This is a genomic window from Paenibacillus allorhizosphaerae (assembly GCF_042659105.1).
In the GTDB taxonomy this organism is placed as follows: domain Bacteria; phylum Bacillota; class Bacilli; order Paenibacillales; family NBRC-103111; genus Paenibacillus_G; species Paenibacillus_G allorhizosphaerae.
The window spans coordinates 670,689-687,363 of sequence record NZ_JBHSRV010000001.1; the positions used below are offsets into that span (position 1 = coordinate 670,689).

The 16,675-nt window shown below is 51.2% G+C and carries 15 protein-coding genes and 1 pseudogene; 2 read left to right on the forward strand and 14 right to left on the reverse strand.

Features of this window, described 5'->3' with window-relative positions; translation table 11 throughout:
- Positions 1-24: 24 nt before the first annotated feature.
- The 12 genes from ACFQI7_RS02840 to ACFQI7_RS02895 form a co-directional block, all read right to left on the reverse strand.
- Positions 25-1,254, reverse strand: coding sequence for a PucR family transcriptional regulator (locus ACFQI7_RS02840; protein ID WP_218096886.1), 1,230 nt, complete (start codon positions 1,252-1,254; stop codon positions 25-27).
- A 623-nt stretch (positions 1,255-1,877) separates the two neighbouring features.
- Positions 1,878-2,726: a hypothetical protein gene (locus ACFQI7_RS02845; RefSeq protein ID WP_218096887.1), complete on the reverse strand. Its 849-nt coding sequence runs from the start codon at positions 2,724-2,726 to the stop codon at positions 1,878-1,880.
- A gap of 380 nt (positions 2,727-3,106) precedes the next feature.
- On the reverse strand, positions 3,107-4,402 hold the full coding sequence (locus tag ACFQI7_RS02850) for a Gfo/Idh/MocA family protein (RefSeq protein WP_218096888.1): 1,296 nt from the start codon (positions 4,400-4,402) through the stop codon (positions 3,107-3,109).
- 196 nt (positions 4,403-4,598) lie between these two features.
- Entirely contained in the window at positions 4,599-5,477 is an 879-nt protein-coding gene (locus tag ACFQI7_RS02855) for a C40 family peptidase (protein WP_218096889.1), read from the reverse strand.
- 196 nt (positions 5,478-5,673) lie between these two features.
- On the reverse strand, positions 5,674-6,417 hold the full coding sequence (gene map / locus ACFQI7_RS02860) for a type I methionyl aminopeptidase (RefSeq protein ID WP_218096890.1): 744 nt from the start codon (positions 6,415-6,417) through the stop codon (positions 5,674-5,676).
- Positions 6,418-6,533: 116 nt separating this feature from the next.
- Entirely contained in the window at positions 6,534-7,712 is a 1,179-nt protein-coding gene (locus ACFQI7_RS02865) for an NAD(P)/FAD-dependent oxidoreductase (RefSeq protein WP_218096891.1), read from the reverse strand.
- A 31-nt stretch (positions 7,713-7,743) separates the two neighbouring features.
- Positions 7,744-8,184 (reverse strand): DUF1641 domain-containing protein, encoded by a 441-nt coding sequence (locus tag ACFQI7_RS02870; protein WP_218096892.1) that lies wholly within the window; start codon positions 8,182-8,184, stop codon positions 7,744-7,746.
- A 323-nt stretch (positions 8,185-8,507) separates the two neighbouring features.
- Positions 8,508-8,900 carry a hypothetical protein gene (locus tag ACFQI7_RS02875; RefSeq protein ID WP_218096893.1) on the reverse strand — a complete coding sequence of 131 codons (393 nt, stop codon included), beginning with the start codon at positions 8,898-8,900 and terminating at the stop codon, positions 8,508-8,510.
- Positions 8,901-8,969: 69 nt separating this feature from the next.
- Positions 8,970-10,829, reverse strand: a complete 1,860-nt coding sequence (locus ACFQI7_RS02880) for an ABC transporter ATP-binding protein (protein ID WP_377516594.1) — start codon at positions 10,827-10,829, stop codon at positions 8,970-8,972.
- Positions 10,822-12,552 (reverse strand): ABC transporter ATP-binding protein, encoded by a 1,731-nt coding sequence (locus ACFQI7_RS02885; protein ID WP_218096894.1) that lies wholly within the window; start codon positions 12,550-12,552, stop codon positions 10,822-10,824. The genes ACFQI7_RS02880 and ACFQI7_RS02885 overlap by 8 nt, the downstream gene beginning before the upstream one ends.
- Before the next feature lie 35 nt (positions 12,553-12,587).
- Positions 12,588-13,127: a MarR family winged helix-turn-helix transcriptional regulator gene (locus tag ACFQI7_RS02890; RefSeq protein ID WP_218096895.1), complete on the reverse strand. Its 540-nt coding sequence runs from the start codon at positions 13,125-13,127 to the stop codon at positions 12,588-12,590.
- Positions 13,128-13,244: 117 nt separating this feature from the next.
- Complete coding sequence (locus tag ACFQI7_RS02895; protein ID WP_218096896.1) at positions 13,245-14,558, reverse strand: ABC transporter substrate-binding protein; 1,314 nt, start codon at positions 14,556-14,558, stop codon at positions 13,245-13,247.
- A 532-nt stretch (positions 14,559-15,090) separates the two neighbouring features.
- Here ACFQI7_RS02895 and ACFQI7_RS02900 point away from each other — a divergent pair.
- Positions 15,091-15,162, forward strand: a pseudogene (locus ACFQI7_RS02900) (zinc-ribbon domain-containing protein); the annotation flags it as partial.
- 3 nt (positions 15,163-15,165) lie between these two features.
- A complete protein-coding gene (locus ACFQI7_RS02905; protein ID WP_268966794.1) occupies positions 15,166-15,294 on the forward strand; it encodes a hypothetical protein in 129 nt (42 codons plus the stop codon).
- A gap of 99 nt (positions 15,295-15,393) precedes the next feature.
- Here the strand turns inward: ACFQI7_RS02905 and ACFQI7_RS02910 are convergent, their stop codons facing one another.
- Both ACFQI7_RS02910 and rpoD read right to left on the reverse strand, forming a co-directional pair.
- Positions 15,394-15,489, reverse strand: a complete 96-nt coding sequence (locus ACFQI7_RS02910) for a YjcZ family sporulation protein (protein WP_230414599.1) — start codon at positions 15,487-15,489, stop codon at positions 15,394-15,396.
- A 130-nt stretch (positions 15,490-15,619) separates the two neighbouring features.
- Positions 15,620-16,510, reverse strand: a complete 891-nt coding sequence (gene rpoD, locus ACFQI7_RS02915; protein ID WP_218096898.1) for an RNA polymerase sigma factor RpoD — start codon at positions 16,508-16,510, stop codon at positions 15,620-15,622.
- Positions 16,511-16,675: the final 165 nt, after the last annotated feature.

Genomic DNA, 16,675 nt, shown 5'->3' on the forward strand with positions numbered 1-16,675 from the left:
TCCTTTGTGGATTTTAACGAAATGCTACCCGTCCGACTGTTTTTTCATTTTCAAAGCGAGGTAGAGCGAGACTTTGTGATCTGTATTTTTCAAATCGATGCCACCGATTTCCGCTATGCGCTTCAGTCTGTAATTCAGCGTGTTGATATGAATATGAAGCGCGTCGGCCGTATCTTTAATGTTGCTGTCGTTGTTTAGAAAAACGTCCAGCGTATCCAGCAGACAATTGTTGTGTTCCCGGTCATACGTGCTCAGCCTATGCAGACACCGCTGTTCGAACGTATCGTCATGCGTAACCTCGGCCATTACCGGCAAATAGCGGTAAAAACCCAACTCCTCGTACAGATGCGTATGCTGGAGCTGCCGAAACCGCGGTTTGAGCTTCAATACCGCTAGCGCCTCGCGGTAGCTGCTCTCGACCATCGTGTAATCATGATGCCGGCTGCCGCAGGCGCCCCGGATCGGATACACGCTGAATCTCTCCTCCATCTGAGAAATGAACGTTTCGATGAACGCGTTAAAGCGGGTTGACGCTTGTTCGGCGTCGGACGTCGACGCGAGCAGTACCAAATGCCTGCCGTTCAGCGCATGAAACACAATTTTTACGCTTTGCGTCACGGAGATCATATACTGGATTTCACGGTACGCTTTTCCGGTCACATCGGATTCGAATTGAAATACGGTGACGCGATACTGCGGCGGGAGCACAATATGCAGCTGCTCCGCTTTTTGCCGGATCAGCCATCCCGACGCAAGACCGCTCGTGAGCAGCTGCCAAAAAAACGATTGCTGGCTCTCCTCTTCTTTGCGCTTCTGGATTTGCAGCTGCAGCAGCAGCGTTCTTGAAGCTTCGGCCGCTTTCTTCAGCAGCGGAAACAGGCGCGGGTTGTGCACGCCTTGTTCCTCCAACGCCCAAATGTAGCCGAGCACGTCGTTATGATTCCGGATCGAGACGGCCACCCTGTCGCCGAGCCCGACTTCGGACACGGCGCTGATGCGAACAGGATCGTCGCTTTCCGTCAACTGCTTGATGACCCCGCTCTCCCACAATGTGCTGATCACTTTCTCCGGAACGCGGCGGCCGACGATCGTAGCGATCCGCGCCGCATCCGTCTGAGGGCTATGCGAGCTGTATGCGATCAACTGATGAGCAGCATTCTCGATCGTTACTGGACAGCCGAGCACTTCGTACAGCGTGTCCGCCAATTCGGTGAAACTATCAAAACTCCGGTCAAACGGATCTTTCTCGGTCATAAATTCGCCGGCTCCCTGCCTGTTAAAATACGATTACGCACAAAAATTTCGTATAAAAATATACCGCATCTCGGCACGCTGTACAAGACCTGATCCGTACGCTCGACAAGCGTCTCCGGCCGTTTACACGGCTCACGACCAAAAAAGCTTGATGGCTCAAGCTTCGGATGTTTGATTTTTCGCTATAATCATACAACATTAACGTGTTGACGTGATAATTTATCGGTTATAACAAAAACTCCTATCTGAGTATGTCAAAGCAGTTTTTTTTGAACCATCAGAATGGTTCAGCTTCGCTGAAAACTTATACATTCTGATGTTATAAGAAAAACCTAGCGGAAAGATCTCCGCTAGGTCCTTTTGTGTGCAAACCCATACGTTTGTGCGTGGGGCGGGATGGGTATAGGCTTTCCCCGTTTGTTCCTATTTCGGACTCCATGTGCCATCCGGATTTAGACATACGTATATAAGATTATTGTTTTCGTCATAAGCCGGACAACAATTCGATAATGCGGTTTCAAATACGATATGCGTGTGCATTAGGATTGAAGGTTTTTTGTACTTCTTCTTAGTAATTTTATGTTCTAATTGATCCATCAATATCCCTCTCTTTTCTTTAAATCTTATGGCTTAGTACAACCGCACCCCGTAAAGATCAACGAGTTTGCAGTTCCAGGTCTTAGCTGATTCGAAGTACTTTCTGTCAAGGTTGCTGTATTCGTAAGCGTGAATAATCTGGAAGACGGTGCCGAAATATTGGTAACCATCGTTGAGTAGCTAATTGTGCCGCTATCATTCAATGTCCACGGTCCATTGTCGCTGGGAGTACAAGTAAACCCTGCCGGACATACGGCAACATCGGTAATTGTTGCGGTCGCGTCTACCGTTTCCACCTTAACATTGATGGGAATGTTAATTCCACCCTGCTTCGGATTCGGACCCTTCGGCGTCCCCAGACTCCCCGAGTGGTTCGTGATGGTGATTTGCGTATTAAGCTTATAAGAAGACGCATTGCCGTCGGCTAGTAAAATTTCTATCGGATACATTTGAGTTTGACCTGGTTGTAGTTGGTCCGTCGGTACGATTGTAACCGTTGTTCCGGAAATATTCTCCAAAGACGATACTATTTTTAAGTTTTCGGTTGCTTTTCCTCCGCCGTTCGTCACAGTAACTGTCCCGCGTACACCGACTTGTTCCTTAGTTGACACAAGGAACCGGATGGCTTGAAGCGTATATAAAAGAGTGAAGGTTTTATTACGTTCAATAACTGGACGTGAAATATTAACTGATTTCGTAATGTTCCAATCATGTACTTGCTTTTTAATTCGGAACCCTTCCCCTGTTACTGCAGCCGACAGCGTCGTGCCCGATTGTCCGCTGTTTCCACCCTTATCATCTTTCGCAAAAACTGTCGAAGCGAATATCGTTGTACATAGTATGAAAGTCAGCATTAACCACAAAATCCGTTTCATGACACATCTCCTTATCGTTAGATTAGATACATTTACCCCTATATTATGATACATAATGTATCAAGTCAACTATTTTATTAGTAATTTAGATCGATCCACGATCGCATTTGTATCGATTTTATAGTTCTAATAATACATATTCTCATGGGTCTTTTTGCCTGCTTCCTTACTTGCCGTTTCATAGAGTGCAAGTCCGATGTTACATTTCATCCACGTTTAAATTACCTCAACTTTTTTCAATGTATAAAAAATAAAAGCACCTTTCTCATACGCATGCTTTCGCATACGAATGTGAAAGGTGCTGCTTGCCGCAAGGCCTCCTGCTTGCATCATGCAGCAAATCAAGAAATCCTAAGTTTGGCAATTATAATTAACAAATCCTAGAGCCGCGGGATGTCCATTACCCGATTGGACTCCATCGCCCGGTCCGCCGCGAATCCGATCAAGTGGCCGTAAATCGATTGTTCCAACGCGGTCGAGGATATCGACGGCGTCTCTCCGCGCAAGACGCGTACGAAATCGGCAACGAGCCGCAAATCGCCCCCACCGTGCATATCTTTGCTGACGTTGAGTTCCACGCGTTCTTCGGTATATTCGTGACCGCGGCGGGCATCCGGATGACGGACGATGAAATAGCCGTCTTCCATAAAACCCTCGATCTCGCCTTCCGTGCCGATGATATGGATGCGTCGGCCGGGCTTTGACGCGCCGCCGACCATATTGTGGGTCGCCGTCGAACCGTCGGCGAACTGCACAACCACGGATTGGTGGTCGACTACGTCGTTATCGCATTTCCATACGCAGCGGCCGTACGGATTATCGGTACGGAGCGACTCAATGAGCTGCTCCTCCGTCCATCGAACCCCGAGATGGTAGTGCGGCGACACGTACGATTTCCACAGTCCCTGCTCGACATAGTGCTTTTTGGCCGAGTAGACGCAGGATGCCTCGATCGGGCAGTCGAGCAAACATCGGGTACCCGCCCCTTCCGGCGCGCGTTCCGGCCGAAAATACGTCAAGCCGCCCATGCTGCTCACTTTCTCCGGCACGACGCCGCGCATCATCCAGGTCAGCAAATCAAGATCGTGGCAGCATTTGGCCATCAGCATCGAAGACTTGCATTTCTCTTTGCTGCCCCACTTGCCACGGACAAACGCCATCGCCATATGATGGTAGCTGACAAGCTCCGTCGTCTGCATATTCTGGATATCGCCGATTTCCCCGGCAGCGAGCCGCTTATGGATCTCTACATAAAATGGCGCATAACGCAGCACGTGGCAGATCATCACTTTGCGGCCGTGGGCGCGGGCGCAATCATGCAGCTCCATGATTTCTTCGGCGGACGTACCGATCGGTTTTTCGAGCAAAATATCGTATCCGGCGCGCAGCAGCGGAAGCGACGTTTCCACGTGCTGCGCGTCCATCGTGCCGTTGATGACGGCGTCTGCGATTTTCCCGCGGCTCGTCAGCTGCTCGATACTTTCGAATACCGCGTCTGCTCCAATATGGAATTTTTCCGCGCATTGCTTGCGCCGGATGGGATCCGGGTCGACAACGCCGACGATTTGCAGCTCTTCCGGATGCGAGTTCGCATAAGATGCGTACAGCACCGCGCGATGACCGGCGCCGACGATGATGGCGGTAATCGGGTTATTGCTGGAACGGTTCGTTTCCATGTAAGACCTCCGTGGGACGACGTATTCGTTGCGGCCGGGAGTGCTTATTCCCAGCTTGTATGCATCCTGTATTTTATTATAAGGAATCACACGGTTAACGACATATCTTTAAATTGTCTTTAAATGCGTTCCAGCTCACCAAATTTGAAAAAACCCGGCATAGCTGCCGGGCTTGGAATAATGACGGTTATGCGGTTTATAATACGTGACGGGCGGATATGTACTTGTCTTTCCAGTAGCCTGATGTAAGCGATGAGATCGTAACCCCGTCCGTAGATGGCGCATTGTGAATGAATTGGCCGTTGCCCATGTAGATCCCTACATGATTGATGTCGTCTTTACTGCTTGTCCCAAAAAAGACGAGGTCGCCTTTTTGCAAATTCGATTTCGATACGGCTTTCCCGGCGTCCTTCTGATATCGAGTTCCCCACCTAAGCTCTACGCCTTCTTTTCCGAAAACATATTTCGTAAACGCGGAGCAATCCATGACGTTCGGGGCTTTATTCACTCCAAACTCATAACGCGTGACGCCCTGCAATTTTTTTGCTTGTTGAATGATTCGATCGGCAGTGCCCGCGCCAGGCTGCGACGTAGACGGATTCGACGGTGCCGGTGTGCCCGAGGTAGTGACGTAATCGGTTGACACATAACCCACTTTACCGTCTGCTGAAATTTTCAGCCAGTACGAGTTCACTTTCTCCAGTACTTGAAACTTCGATCCGGCTTTTAACAAGCCGTACACTTTGCTATCCGTTGATGGCCCTGAGCGGAAATTGACCGAGCGGCTGACGGTTCCCGTAGCCCCGGAAGTACCAGATGACGATTTCTCGCTTATGTAATTGGTCGATAAGTACCCGACCTTACCATTCACCTTCGCTTTTACCCAGTACTGATTCACGTCATCGATGATTTCAAAAGTGGTTCCCGGCTTCAACAAACTATAGACGCTGCTGTCCGTGGAAGGAGCCGAACGGAAGTTTACAGATCGGTCAACTGTGCCCTGCGCTGCAAATGCGGATGTCGATAAGGTCAATGCTAGTGCCGTCATTGATACTAAACTAATAAACTTTTTCATTAAATCCCCTCCTGATGAAATTGTAACCTTCTTAGGAAATCAATTCATCACGCAATTTATGGAAGCGGACACAGGCGGCAAACAGCCGGTTCCGCATTGTGCGAAACCGGCTGTCGTTATAGGCTTTCATCCTATTTGGCGATATATTTTACGAATATTGAAAATCGCTTTCAAAGCCGGAACAAGAACATTCGTTCTATTCCGTGATGATGACCGGACCGTTGCTCGTAATGGCAATCGTATGCTCGTACTGCGCCGACAATCCGCCGTCAAACGTTCTGGCCGTCCACCCATCGTCATCCAGTTTCGTGCGGAACGTTCCCGTATTGAGCATCGGCTCGATCGTGATGACCATTCCTTCCTTGAGCCTCGGCCCCTTCCCCGCCGGTCCGTAATGGGGAACCTGCGGCTCCTCGTGCATCTTCTGCCCGATGCCGTGGCCTACGAAATCGCGCACCACCGACAAGCCTTCGCTTTCGGCATACGTCTGAATGGCATGGGAGATATCGCCGATCCGGTTGCCGTCGATCGCCTGCTCAATCCCTCTGAACAGCGATTCCTTCGTCACGCGCAGCAAATGGCTTGCCTGCTCGGAGACGTTTCCTACGGCGTACGACCAAGCGGAATCCGCCAGCCAGCCGTTCAAATTGACGACCATATCGATCGTTACGATATCCCCGTCTTTGAGCGGCGTGTGATTCGGGAACCCGTGGCAGATAACGTCGTTCACCGAAGCACAGGTCGCGAACGGGTAACCGTTGTATCCTTTTTGCTCCGGCGTTGCGCCGGACTTGGCCAAGTACGTTTCCACAAACCGATCGATTTCCATCGGCGTGACCCCCGGCTTGATCAAGCGTTCCAATTCCCTGTGGCAGGAAGAGAGAATTTTGCCGGCCTCTTGCATATATCCGATTTCCTGCGGCGTTTTAATTGTAATCATACGTTCGCACAAGCTCCTTTCCAGCCCGCTCCTATCCGTAATCAGGATAGGAAAAATCCCCTCCGTGCGGCGGAATGCGATATTCCTCCCGCCCCGAAGGGGACTCGCCGTTTATATTAATGCACCAATGAGAACAGCCCGTTAATATGAGTGAGATACCGCACGTTGCTTGCTTCCTTCATGAGCGAAGCCGGCGTACCTTTCAGTTTCAGCTGGCTGCCGCCGATCGTACCGATCGCGTCTTTGCGGCCCAGGCTGGCGAGCGTACCGGAGAATACCGGTTTGAACGGCTTCATCGGCAGCCCTTTGGACGACGCGTACAAGTTGAAGCCGATCGATTCGCCCATTTGCCATGCGATTTGCGCGCTTGGCGGGTAAGGACGGCCTTCCGGCGACATAACGACCGCGCTGTCTCCGGCCAGGAATACGTCAGGATGAGAAGTGGATTGCAGGAATTCGTTGACCGTTGCCCGTCCGCGAACGGCTTCGATGCCCGAGTTCGCTACGACCGTGTTGCCCGTAACGCCGCCCGTCCATACGAGCGTGTTCGCTTCGATCGTCGTTCCGTCTTTCAGGATGACATTCTTGCCTTGCACTTCCGTTACGGCTACGCCGGTCAGGATCTTTACGCCGCGCTGTTCCAGACTCGATTTGGCACGCTCCACCAGGTCTGCGGAGAACCCGGCCAAAATCGAAGGCGCCGCTTCTACGCAGTACAGGGAAACGTCTTGGAAGTCGACGCCTTTTTCCAGGCACACGGCTGGCAGCGTGTCGACAAGCTCGCCGATCAGCTCGATGCCCGAAAGACCGCCGCCGCCGATAACAAAAGTGGCGTCCGCTTTGTCTTTCGATTTGCCGTAAGTTTCGATGCGCGCTTCCACGTGCGCGCGGATTTTGTTCGCGTCTTCAACCGATTTCAGCGTGAAGCTGTGCTCTTCCAGACCCGGGATTCCGAAGAACGCCGTTTCGCTGCCCATCGCGATAACCAGCGTATCGTAGCCGAGCAGTGCGCCGCCTTCCAGCTCCACGCTCTTTTTCGCGAGATCGATCGATTGAACGGTACCGATTCTCAAATCGACCGATTTGCCGCGCAGCAGCTTGTCCAGAGGGAGCGCCACGTTGCCTTCGTTCAAACCGCCGACGGAAAGACGGTGCAGTTCCGTTACGATTTGGTGATACGGAGTGCGGTTGACTACGGTAATGGCGGCTTCATCCGCCGATATATGTTTGCGTGTCGTCAAAGCAGTCAACAAACCGCCGTAGCCGCCGCCTAATATTAAAATTTGCTTAGCCATACTTATCCTCCATTCTAGTTCTGCTTACGGATTAGCGCTGATTTTGACGCTCCGCCATGACTGCCAAAAAAGCTTGCGTAAAACGCAACGTGCTTTGGACCTGAGGATCTTTGAGCATTTTGAGAATACCGAACAAACCGATGGTCGTCGATTCGCTCTGAGCGCGGTCGCTTGCTTCCACCGCTGCTGCCGCGATGCCTTTGGCTTTCTCGCCGATCGGCTTCACGAATTCTTCGAGTCCGCCTTTCAGATCGTCGATGAGCACACGGTCGTTCGCAACCGTTTGCGCCAAGTCGTACGCTTTCGTCATCAGGGTCACCATTTCAGCGAGCTTAGGCAGTTGCTCTACCAGTTCGGTAAGAGATTTTTGAACCTCGGGCTTGAGCAGCTGATCGAGCACGTCCAATTCACCGCGTACGTTTTTTGCCGCGGCTTCTACGCTTGCCGGTTGTTGCGTTGATGTTTCGGACATGAAAAAAGCCTCCTTTGCGTGTAACAATGTTAGTACCTACAACCCAATACTATACTCCTCTTCGTTGTTGTGATTATATTCACATTAAAGACAAGAATAATATCTGTAGTTAGGCGTTCTATTCTGACTCATTTATTCTAAACCTTTCCAAAAAAAAGTCAAAGCAAATTTTTTACATGGTATCGCTTTCATTTATAAAAAGTTATTTTATGAAATATTCCAAAGACCCCCTCGACCGACCGCTTCGGAAGGTCGTTACCGAGAATCCTCTGTCCGCGAAAGGGATCTATGGATTGGCGTTCGTTTCGCCGGCTAACGCTTATTTAAAGCCCTTCCTGATCCTGCTTTTCGATATGGCCTTTGATCGCGGCAATCGCGTCCTCTTCCGAGTCGTTGATCACGTCTTTGCCATCCTCGACGATGTTCCGGTTGTCATAGAGCTCATTTTTTGCCGTTACCTGCAATTCGATATCATTGTTCTCCATCGATTTAATCTCTTTTTCTGGATGTACCCTCGTAGTTTTTACCATCTTTGCAAATTTATTCGTATCATTCACCGGGCAAAAGACGGATTCGATAGCGGCCGATTCCGTCGCAGCCGAGCTTGCCGGTCGCGCAGAGCTGAGCGGGAGCACCGACCGGTACTCCCAATCCCACTCATTGCTGCTCGTGTGCTGCTCCTTCCTGTTCCAGATCAGTGTCGGATCGGCCGTCACGTCGTTGATCGGATCTCGAAACAGCGGCGTATTCCAATATTCGATTCCATTTTTGACTCGGGGGCGCGGTTAACCTACACGCTTGAACTGGCTTGTATACAATTCGTAGTAAAATCCGCGCTTCTCCAGCAGTTCCAGGTGCGTGCCCCGCTCGATAATTTCTCCGCCGTTGATGACCAGGATCATGTCGGCTTCCCGGATCGTGCTCAGACGGTGAGCGATCACGAAGCTGGTGCGTCCTTTCATCAGCGTATTCATCGCTTCTTGGATATGCATCTCGGTCCGCGTGTCGATGCTGCTCGTCGCTTCGTCCAATATCAGGATGGCCGGATCGGCCAATATCGCTCTTGCAATCGTGAGCAGTTGCCGTTGTCCATGGCTTAGATTGCCGCCCTCGGCCGTGAGTACCGTATCGTAGCCATGAGACAGCTTCCGGATGAACCCGTCCGCATTGGCCAGCTTCGCCGCGGCTTCCACTTCCTGATCGGTTGCATCCAGCCGGCCGTAACGAATATTTTCACGTATCGTATCGGAGAAGACATAAGCGTCCTGCAGCACGATGCCGAGCTTCGTTCGCAAGCTGTCCTTTTCCATATGACGAATGTTCTCGCCGTCGATCGTGATCGTTCCCCGGTCAATATCGTAGAACCGGGTCAGCAAATTGACGATCGTCGTCTTCCCTGCGCCTGTCGGACCGACCAACGCGATCGTGTCCCCCGGCTTTGCCGTAAAGGAAAGATCTTTAATGATCGGAATATCCGCTTTATAGCCGAAAGCGACATGGTCAAAACGCACTTCGCCTTTCACATGCGTCAGCTTCTTGGCGCCCGCTTCGTCTTCGTACTCCGACGCGGTGTCCATCACCTCGAATACGCGCTCGGCGCCGGCGATCGCCGTCTGGATCATATTGAACTGGTTTGCCAGCTCGTTGATCGGGCGGCCGAACTGCTTGGAATAATTCAGAAAGCTGACGACGACTCCGACAGATGTCATGCTCATGAGCGCCATCCAGCCGCCGCCGCAAGCAATAACCGCGAAGCCGAAGTTATTGATGACGTTCATGACCGGGCCCATCAGTCCGGTATAGATTTGTGCCTTTGTCCCGTAACTTCTGAGCCTTGCGTTGATCTCGCTAAATTCGGCGACCGCTTTCTCCTCGCGGCAAAACGTCGTGAGCACCTTTTGACCCGAAACGGTCTCTTCAATATACCCGTTCAGCTCGCCGAGTTGCTTCTGCTGTCCGGAGACGAAGTTTCTCGTGTTCGCGGCAATTTTGCGCGTGACGATCATAACGATCGGTATCGTGATCAGGCTGAGCAATGTAAGCCAAATATTCAGGCTCAACATGATCGCGAGCGAACCGACGACGGTGAGCACGCTGGAGAACAGCTGCGTTACGCTTTGATTGAGCGAGCTGGCCACATTCTCGATATCGTTCGTCGTCCGGCTCATAAGCTCCCCGTGCGTTCGGGTGTCAAAGAAACGGAGCGGCAGCTTTTGCAGCCTGGCGAACATGTCGTTACGCATCACCCATACGGTGCGCTGCGACACTTTGGCCATGACGTACGCTTGAACCCAGGAAGTAATCGAACTGAATGCGTAGACGGCGAACAAGGCGAAGCATAGCCAGAGCAAGCCGTAATAATCGTTCGGTATAATATATCGGTCGACGGCCGTACCGATCAAATAAGGCCCGACCAAGCCGAGTCCGGAATTCAGCGCCGTGATGATAAACACGGTGATCAAGCCTTTTCGCTGCCGGCTGAGGTACGTCCATAACCGCTTCAACGTTTCTTTCGTATTTTTGGGGCGGACTTTCGGCATAATCCCCCGGCCCGGCCCTCCGCCCATCCCCGGTCCGAACATGGGAGGCGGGCTTGCCGGCCGATCCTGGCCGCCGCCATGATTCGCATTTCTGGCATCAGACATTGAGAACGTCCTCCTTTCCAAGCTGCGATCTGTAAATTTCCTGATAAACGCCGCAGCTTTGCAGCAGCTCCCGATGCGTGCCCTCCGCGACGATGGCCCCTTCGTCGAGCACGATGATTTTATCGGCTTCGAGTACGGAGGAGATGCGTTGGGCGATAATGAGGCTGGTGCTTCTGCGGATTTGCGCCTTCAATGCTTTTTGAATCCTCGATTCCGTACCCATGTCGACCGCACTGGTGCTGTCGTCCAGGATCAGAATGACCGGATCGATCAGCAGCGCTCTTGCGATCGATACTCGCTGTTTTTGACCACCGGATAAATTAATCCCCCTCTGGCCGATAACCGTGTCGTAGCCGTCCGGCATTTTCATAATAAATTCGTGAGCCTGGGCCGCTTGCGCCGCCGCTTCCACTTCTTCCTGCGTCGCATCCGGCTTGCCGAAGGCGATATTGTCCCGGATCGTGCCGCTGAACAGGATCGCTTCCTGAAGCACCATGCCGATCCGGCTCCGCAAGCTGCGCATATTCATGTCCTTCACATCGGTTCCATCGATCAGCACCCGGCCCTCGGTCGTCTCGTACAGTCTCGGGATAAGACCGATCAATGACGACTTCCCGGAGCCGGTCGCCCCGAGGATCGCCACCGTTTGGCCCGGTTCGGCCTGAAAGCTTATATGGCGCAGCACCTCGTCTTCGTCGTAAGCGAACGATACGTCGTCAAAGACGATGCGTCCGAATTCGACCGCGTTCTCCTTGGCATGCTCCTTGTTTTTGATTTCCGAATCCGCGTCAAGCACTTCCTGAATCCGATCGGAAGACGCTTTCGCCCGGGAAATGTTCATCATCATCATGCCGACCATCAGCATCGAAAACAACACTTGCGTCACGTAGTTAATAAACGCCACGAGGTCCCCGACCGGGATCGAATTGTCCCAAACGCGATGACCGCCAAACCAGAGCACCGCGACAACGCTGGTATTCAGCAAAAACAGCATAATCGGCATCATCGAAGCCATGACGATGTTCGCTTTCACGGCAATGGCCATATAATCATCGTTGGCGGCGCCGAACCGCCCGCGCTCGTAATCGGAGCGAACGAACGCTTTGACGACGCGAATGCCGGACAAATTTTCCTGAAGCACGTTGTTAACCCCGTCAAGCTTGCTCTGAACTATGGAAAATAACGGAAAACCTTTTCGGATAATAACGAACAAAACAGCAAACAAAATCGGGATGACGATAATCAGAATGACAGCCAGCTTGATGCTGATCGTAAAAGCCATAATCAAGCTGCCGACCGACAGCAGCGGCGCCCGCACCATAACCCGCAGCAGCATTTGCACGAACATCTGGGCTTGCGACACGTCGTTCGTCAGCCGCGTAATGAGCGAGCCGGTTTTGAATTGCTCCAGTTTGCGAAAAGAGAACGTTTGCACTTTCTGAAATAAATCGTTGCGGACATCCGCTCCAAAATGCTGCGAGGCAATACTGGAGAAAACGGTACAGCCTACGCCCCCGACCAGCCCGATCAAAGCGACGCCGAGCATCTGTGCGCCCGTTGATTGAATGTGCGCCAGGTCCCCGGCAAGTACGCCATGGTCAACGATACTGGCCATCAGCTTCGGCTGCAGCAAATCCATGTACACCTCGATGAGCATCAAGAGCGGTGCCAATAACGTTGCCTTCCAATAAGGTTTTAAATACTTCGTCAGCAGTCTCCACATCTACGTTTTCTTCACCTCTTTAGTTAGTCGGCTAATCATATTCTCGAACGATGCCGTTTCGGATGGCCGCCGTGCTTGCCGTGTTTCCGTCCATGCCCCTTCGACTCGTCTTGAGGCATGTCGTCGCGTTCCTCCTGCCTGAAATCAGCCCGCTTGAGATTATCGAACATTTGCAGCAGCAGCCGGCGGAAGATGATTTGCTCCTCGGGCGTAAAATTGGCAAAGCAGGTGGCCTCCATCAGCTTCTGCGTTTCTTCCAGACTGTCCAGCGCCTGCCGGCCCTTTTCGGTAATAAACACCCTGGACACTCTCTGATCCGCTTCATCCGGCTTGCGCGCGACCATTCCCGTCCTTTCCATGCGGCCGAGCATGACCGTCAGCGTCGCCGGCGTTATGTTCATTCGCTCCGCAAGCTCCTTCTGGCTTTGCCCGTCCCGTTCCATGAGCGCCTTCAGCAGCGGGGGCTGTCCGGGGTACACTTCTTTGCCCGACAGCAGCGCATGCACGGCATGGCTGTGCATCCTCGCGACCTTATGAAATACAAGCTCCAGTGAATGGGTTTGATGAATGTCCATTTTCTCCTCCTTTTTTAATTAGTCGTCAAAGTATATTGTAATTGTCCATCCATTTTGCGTCAATTCTGATTTACAAATAAAGGATGACGTCCGAATTCACGGCGTCATCCCCTGTATTTATTTCTTCGCTGCCCTCTCGGCCTCGATCGCCTTTTTCAGCTTCTCTTCCGCCTGTCTTAGAGCGCTGTTCACGTCCGCCTGATTCGTGACCACGCTCGTGAACGCATCTAGAACCGCGGCTTCTTGCGTACGGCCCGGGATATCGACGAGCTCCGGCTTGCGCTTCGGCGTAGGAGCCGTCGGCTCGTAGAAGTTGACCGCGTTCATATTTTTCGTACTAAAGACGGGGTGACTCTTTCCGAGCATTTTCTTAATATCGGGATTCACCAGCGTCGTTGCGATTCCTTTCTTCGAGTCCTCCATTTGTATTTCGTCAGACAGCATTTCCATAATGACCTCGAACGCTTCTTCCTTATGCTGGCTCTGCTTTGTAATCGACCAATAAGCCGGACCGCGCTGCCCCATAAGCTTGGGTGCACCGGTCATCGTAGGGTAGGCTACCATGTCCCAGTTCACTTCCGGCGGAATAATAAAATATATATTTTGCTGCCCGGCCATCATCGCGACTTTTCCTTTGCCGAACGCATTGCCTTCAAGCGTCGCCGTTTTCTCCATGACATTGTTCGGAATTTGGTAAAACCGCAAGTAGTTATTGAAAATCTGGGTCCACTTTTCCGGGTCCGCCAGCTTATCCGCCGCGGGGTCCAATATCGGAAGCGAAAAAGGATTGTCGCGCAGCATCGCATTCGTGCTGGCACTGAAGCCGCGGTACACTTCACCGTCGACACGGGTCATCTTTTTCGCAATCTCGTACACTTCATCCCAAGTCATGCCGTCTTTCGGATACGGAACCCCGAATCGGTCGAACAGCTCCTTGTTGTAATAAAGCACCATCGGAAAATATGGCGGTACCGGCAATCCGTACAGCTCGCCTGTCCGTCCGGCATTGATCATCTCGTCGATGAATACGGAATTAAACCGTTTCAGGTTGTAATTGTACTTCTTGATCAGATCGCCCAGACCGTAAGCAAGCCCGACGTCGATATATTCCGTATTCATGGAAGGGACGTCAATGCGCATTATGTCAGGAATCGTACCCTGCGACACCAGGTCCGTAATTTGCGTCCCCGTTCCCGCCATAATGTATTTGAACGTAATATGCGGGAATTTTTTCTCGATCGCCTTTCTGAACCTGTCGTCAAATTCCTCCGACGAAACGCCCCTCGTATAAATGGTCATCGTATACGGATCTTTTTTCTTATCCTGGACGTCTTGCGCAGTCCCCTTTCCTTCACCCTGTCCACCGCACCCGGAGAGCGCAACGACAGACATCATGCCTGCAAGCAGCAAATAAGAGCTTTTTTTCGCCATTTCAATACACCCTTCTTTTGTAGAAATGTATATATGTGAAGGCCCATCGCACTCCTGAACGGAGATAACGGATATGCCGTTGGTCAAACGTGAGGGAACAGCGGAAACGGAACAACCTAGAAGAAATCGATTTATTGCTGGAAGACTTAACGGGGGGTGACTGCTCTGGATGCGCATGTAGGAGATGAACCGTTACGAACAGATGCGGTTTACACAATCTTCATGAACCATAGTTTAATATTAGAAAAACAATCAATTAGTTGTCAATTACAGTTTCATTTATCGTACATATAAAGACACTGTAAGCGACTTCATTACGATAGAAAATATGACCCCTCTGTTTTTATTCGTTAATAGAACCACGACTGCATTACACAATCGAATAGTTAGTAAACCTAAATTTTATATGCATTATCGATGTTTAAACCTTTGTCCGATCTCAAAGCGGGATTAATAACGAATCATTTTTCACATAAAATTTACAAATGATTTACATTTAACAAAAATCTCATCAGATTGCGGGTGAAGCAAGATGGAGGGGAAATTTTGTTCGAATTGTAATCAAAAGCTCGATGAGAACGCTTATATTTGCAGGTATTGCGGTACCGTGAGAAACAGCTCGGATGGAAGCAATACAAAGGAGGGCAGCGGCAACCGTCGGGGAAAAGCCGGTCTGACAGTTTGGATCGTGCTGATCGTTATTATCATCATTGCGCTTGTGCTCGTGTTCAAATAATAGCAGGCAACGCGAAAGGGGCGGCCAGAGCCACCCCTTCGTACGCGCATAAATCCCCCTGGCCATTCGACCAGGGGGTATACGCATTGCCGTTCGAAACTAGATTAAAAACGCTTGAGAAACGATAACCAAAAGGATAAAAAGTACAAGGATAACACCTGTGCTAGTAAAACCAAGACCTCCTACACAGCTCATTATGTTCACCTCCACAATCCTTATACGATAGCATATGGCGGAAGGGTCATTATGCCTGTGCTCCTGTCACGGTCGCTCGCAATTTATAAATGAACCGCATTTCGCTCCGCTCCTGCGGTCCGTGCGGTTGTTAATCCATGAAATCTTTCAGCCGCTTGCTCCGGCTCGGATGTCTCAGCTTGCGAAGCGCCTTTGCCTCAATCTGGCGAATCCGTTCGCGGGTAACGCCGAATACTTTCCCTACTTCTTCCAGCGTGCGCGTCCGGCCGTCGTCAAGTCCGAAACGAAGACGCAGCACATTCTCCTCCCGCTCCGTAAGCGTGTCGAGCACATCCTCGATTTGCTCTTTCAGCATCTCGTAAGCCGCGGCGTCCGCTGGAGCCAACGCTTCGTGATCCTCGATAAAATCGCCTAAATTCGAATCGTTCTCCTCTCCGATCGGCGTCTCGAGAGAAACCGGCTCCTGCGCGATTTTCATAATTTCCCTAACTTTCTCCTGACTGAGCTCCATCTCTTTAGCAATTTCTTCTAGCGAAGGCTCGCGCCCAAGCTCCTGTACCAGCTGTCTGGTTACCCGTACGAATTTGTTGATGGTCTCCACCATATGTACGGGTATCCGAATCGTTCTCGCTTGATCGGCGATGGCGCGGGTAATGGCTTGACGAATCCACCAAGTTGCGTAGGTGCTGAATTTAAAGCCCTTCGTATGGTCGAACTTTTCGGCCGCTTTGATCAGCCCCATATTGCCTTCCTGAATCAAATCCAGGAACAGCATGCCGCGGCCGACATACCTTCTGGCGATGCTCACAACAAGCCGCAAATTCGCTTCGGCCAATCTGCGTTTCGCCTCCTCGTCCCCTTCCGCGATCCGCTTCGCCAAATCAATCTCGTCCTCTGCGGTAAGCAGCTGAACGCGGCCGATTTCCTTCAAGTACATGCGTACGGGATCGTTCGTTGCAATCCCTGGCGGCAAAATCAGATCGTCCTGGGCCTGAAGCTTATCGTGCTCTTGATCATTCACCGTAGCAACCCCCTTTTATTTGTAAACAATGAGCGGCAATCACTGTTTGTTCTTATGATAACCTGATTTCCACTTGACAAATATTCACTGACATGATATTATATGAAGTGGCTAGCCAAAAAATATGTGCGTTTGAAATTCTACCATAACTTAATTTATTATACA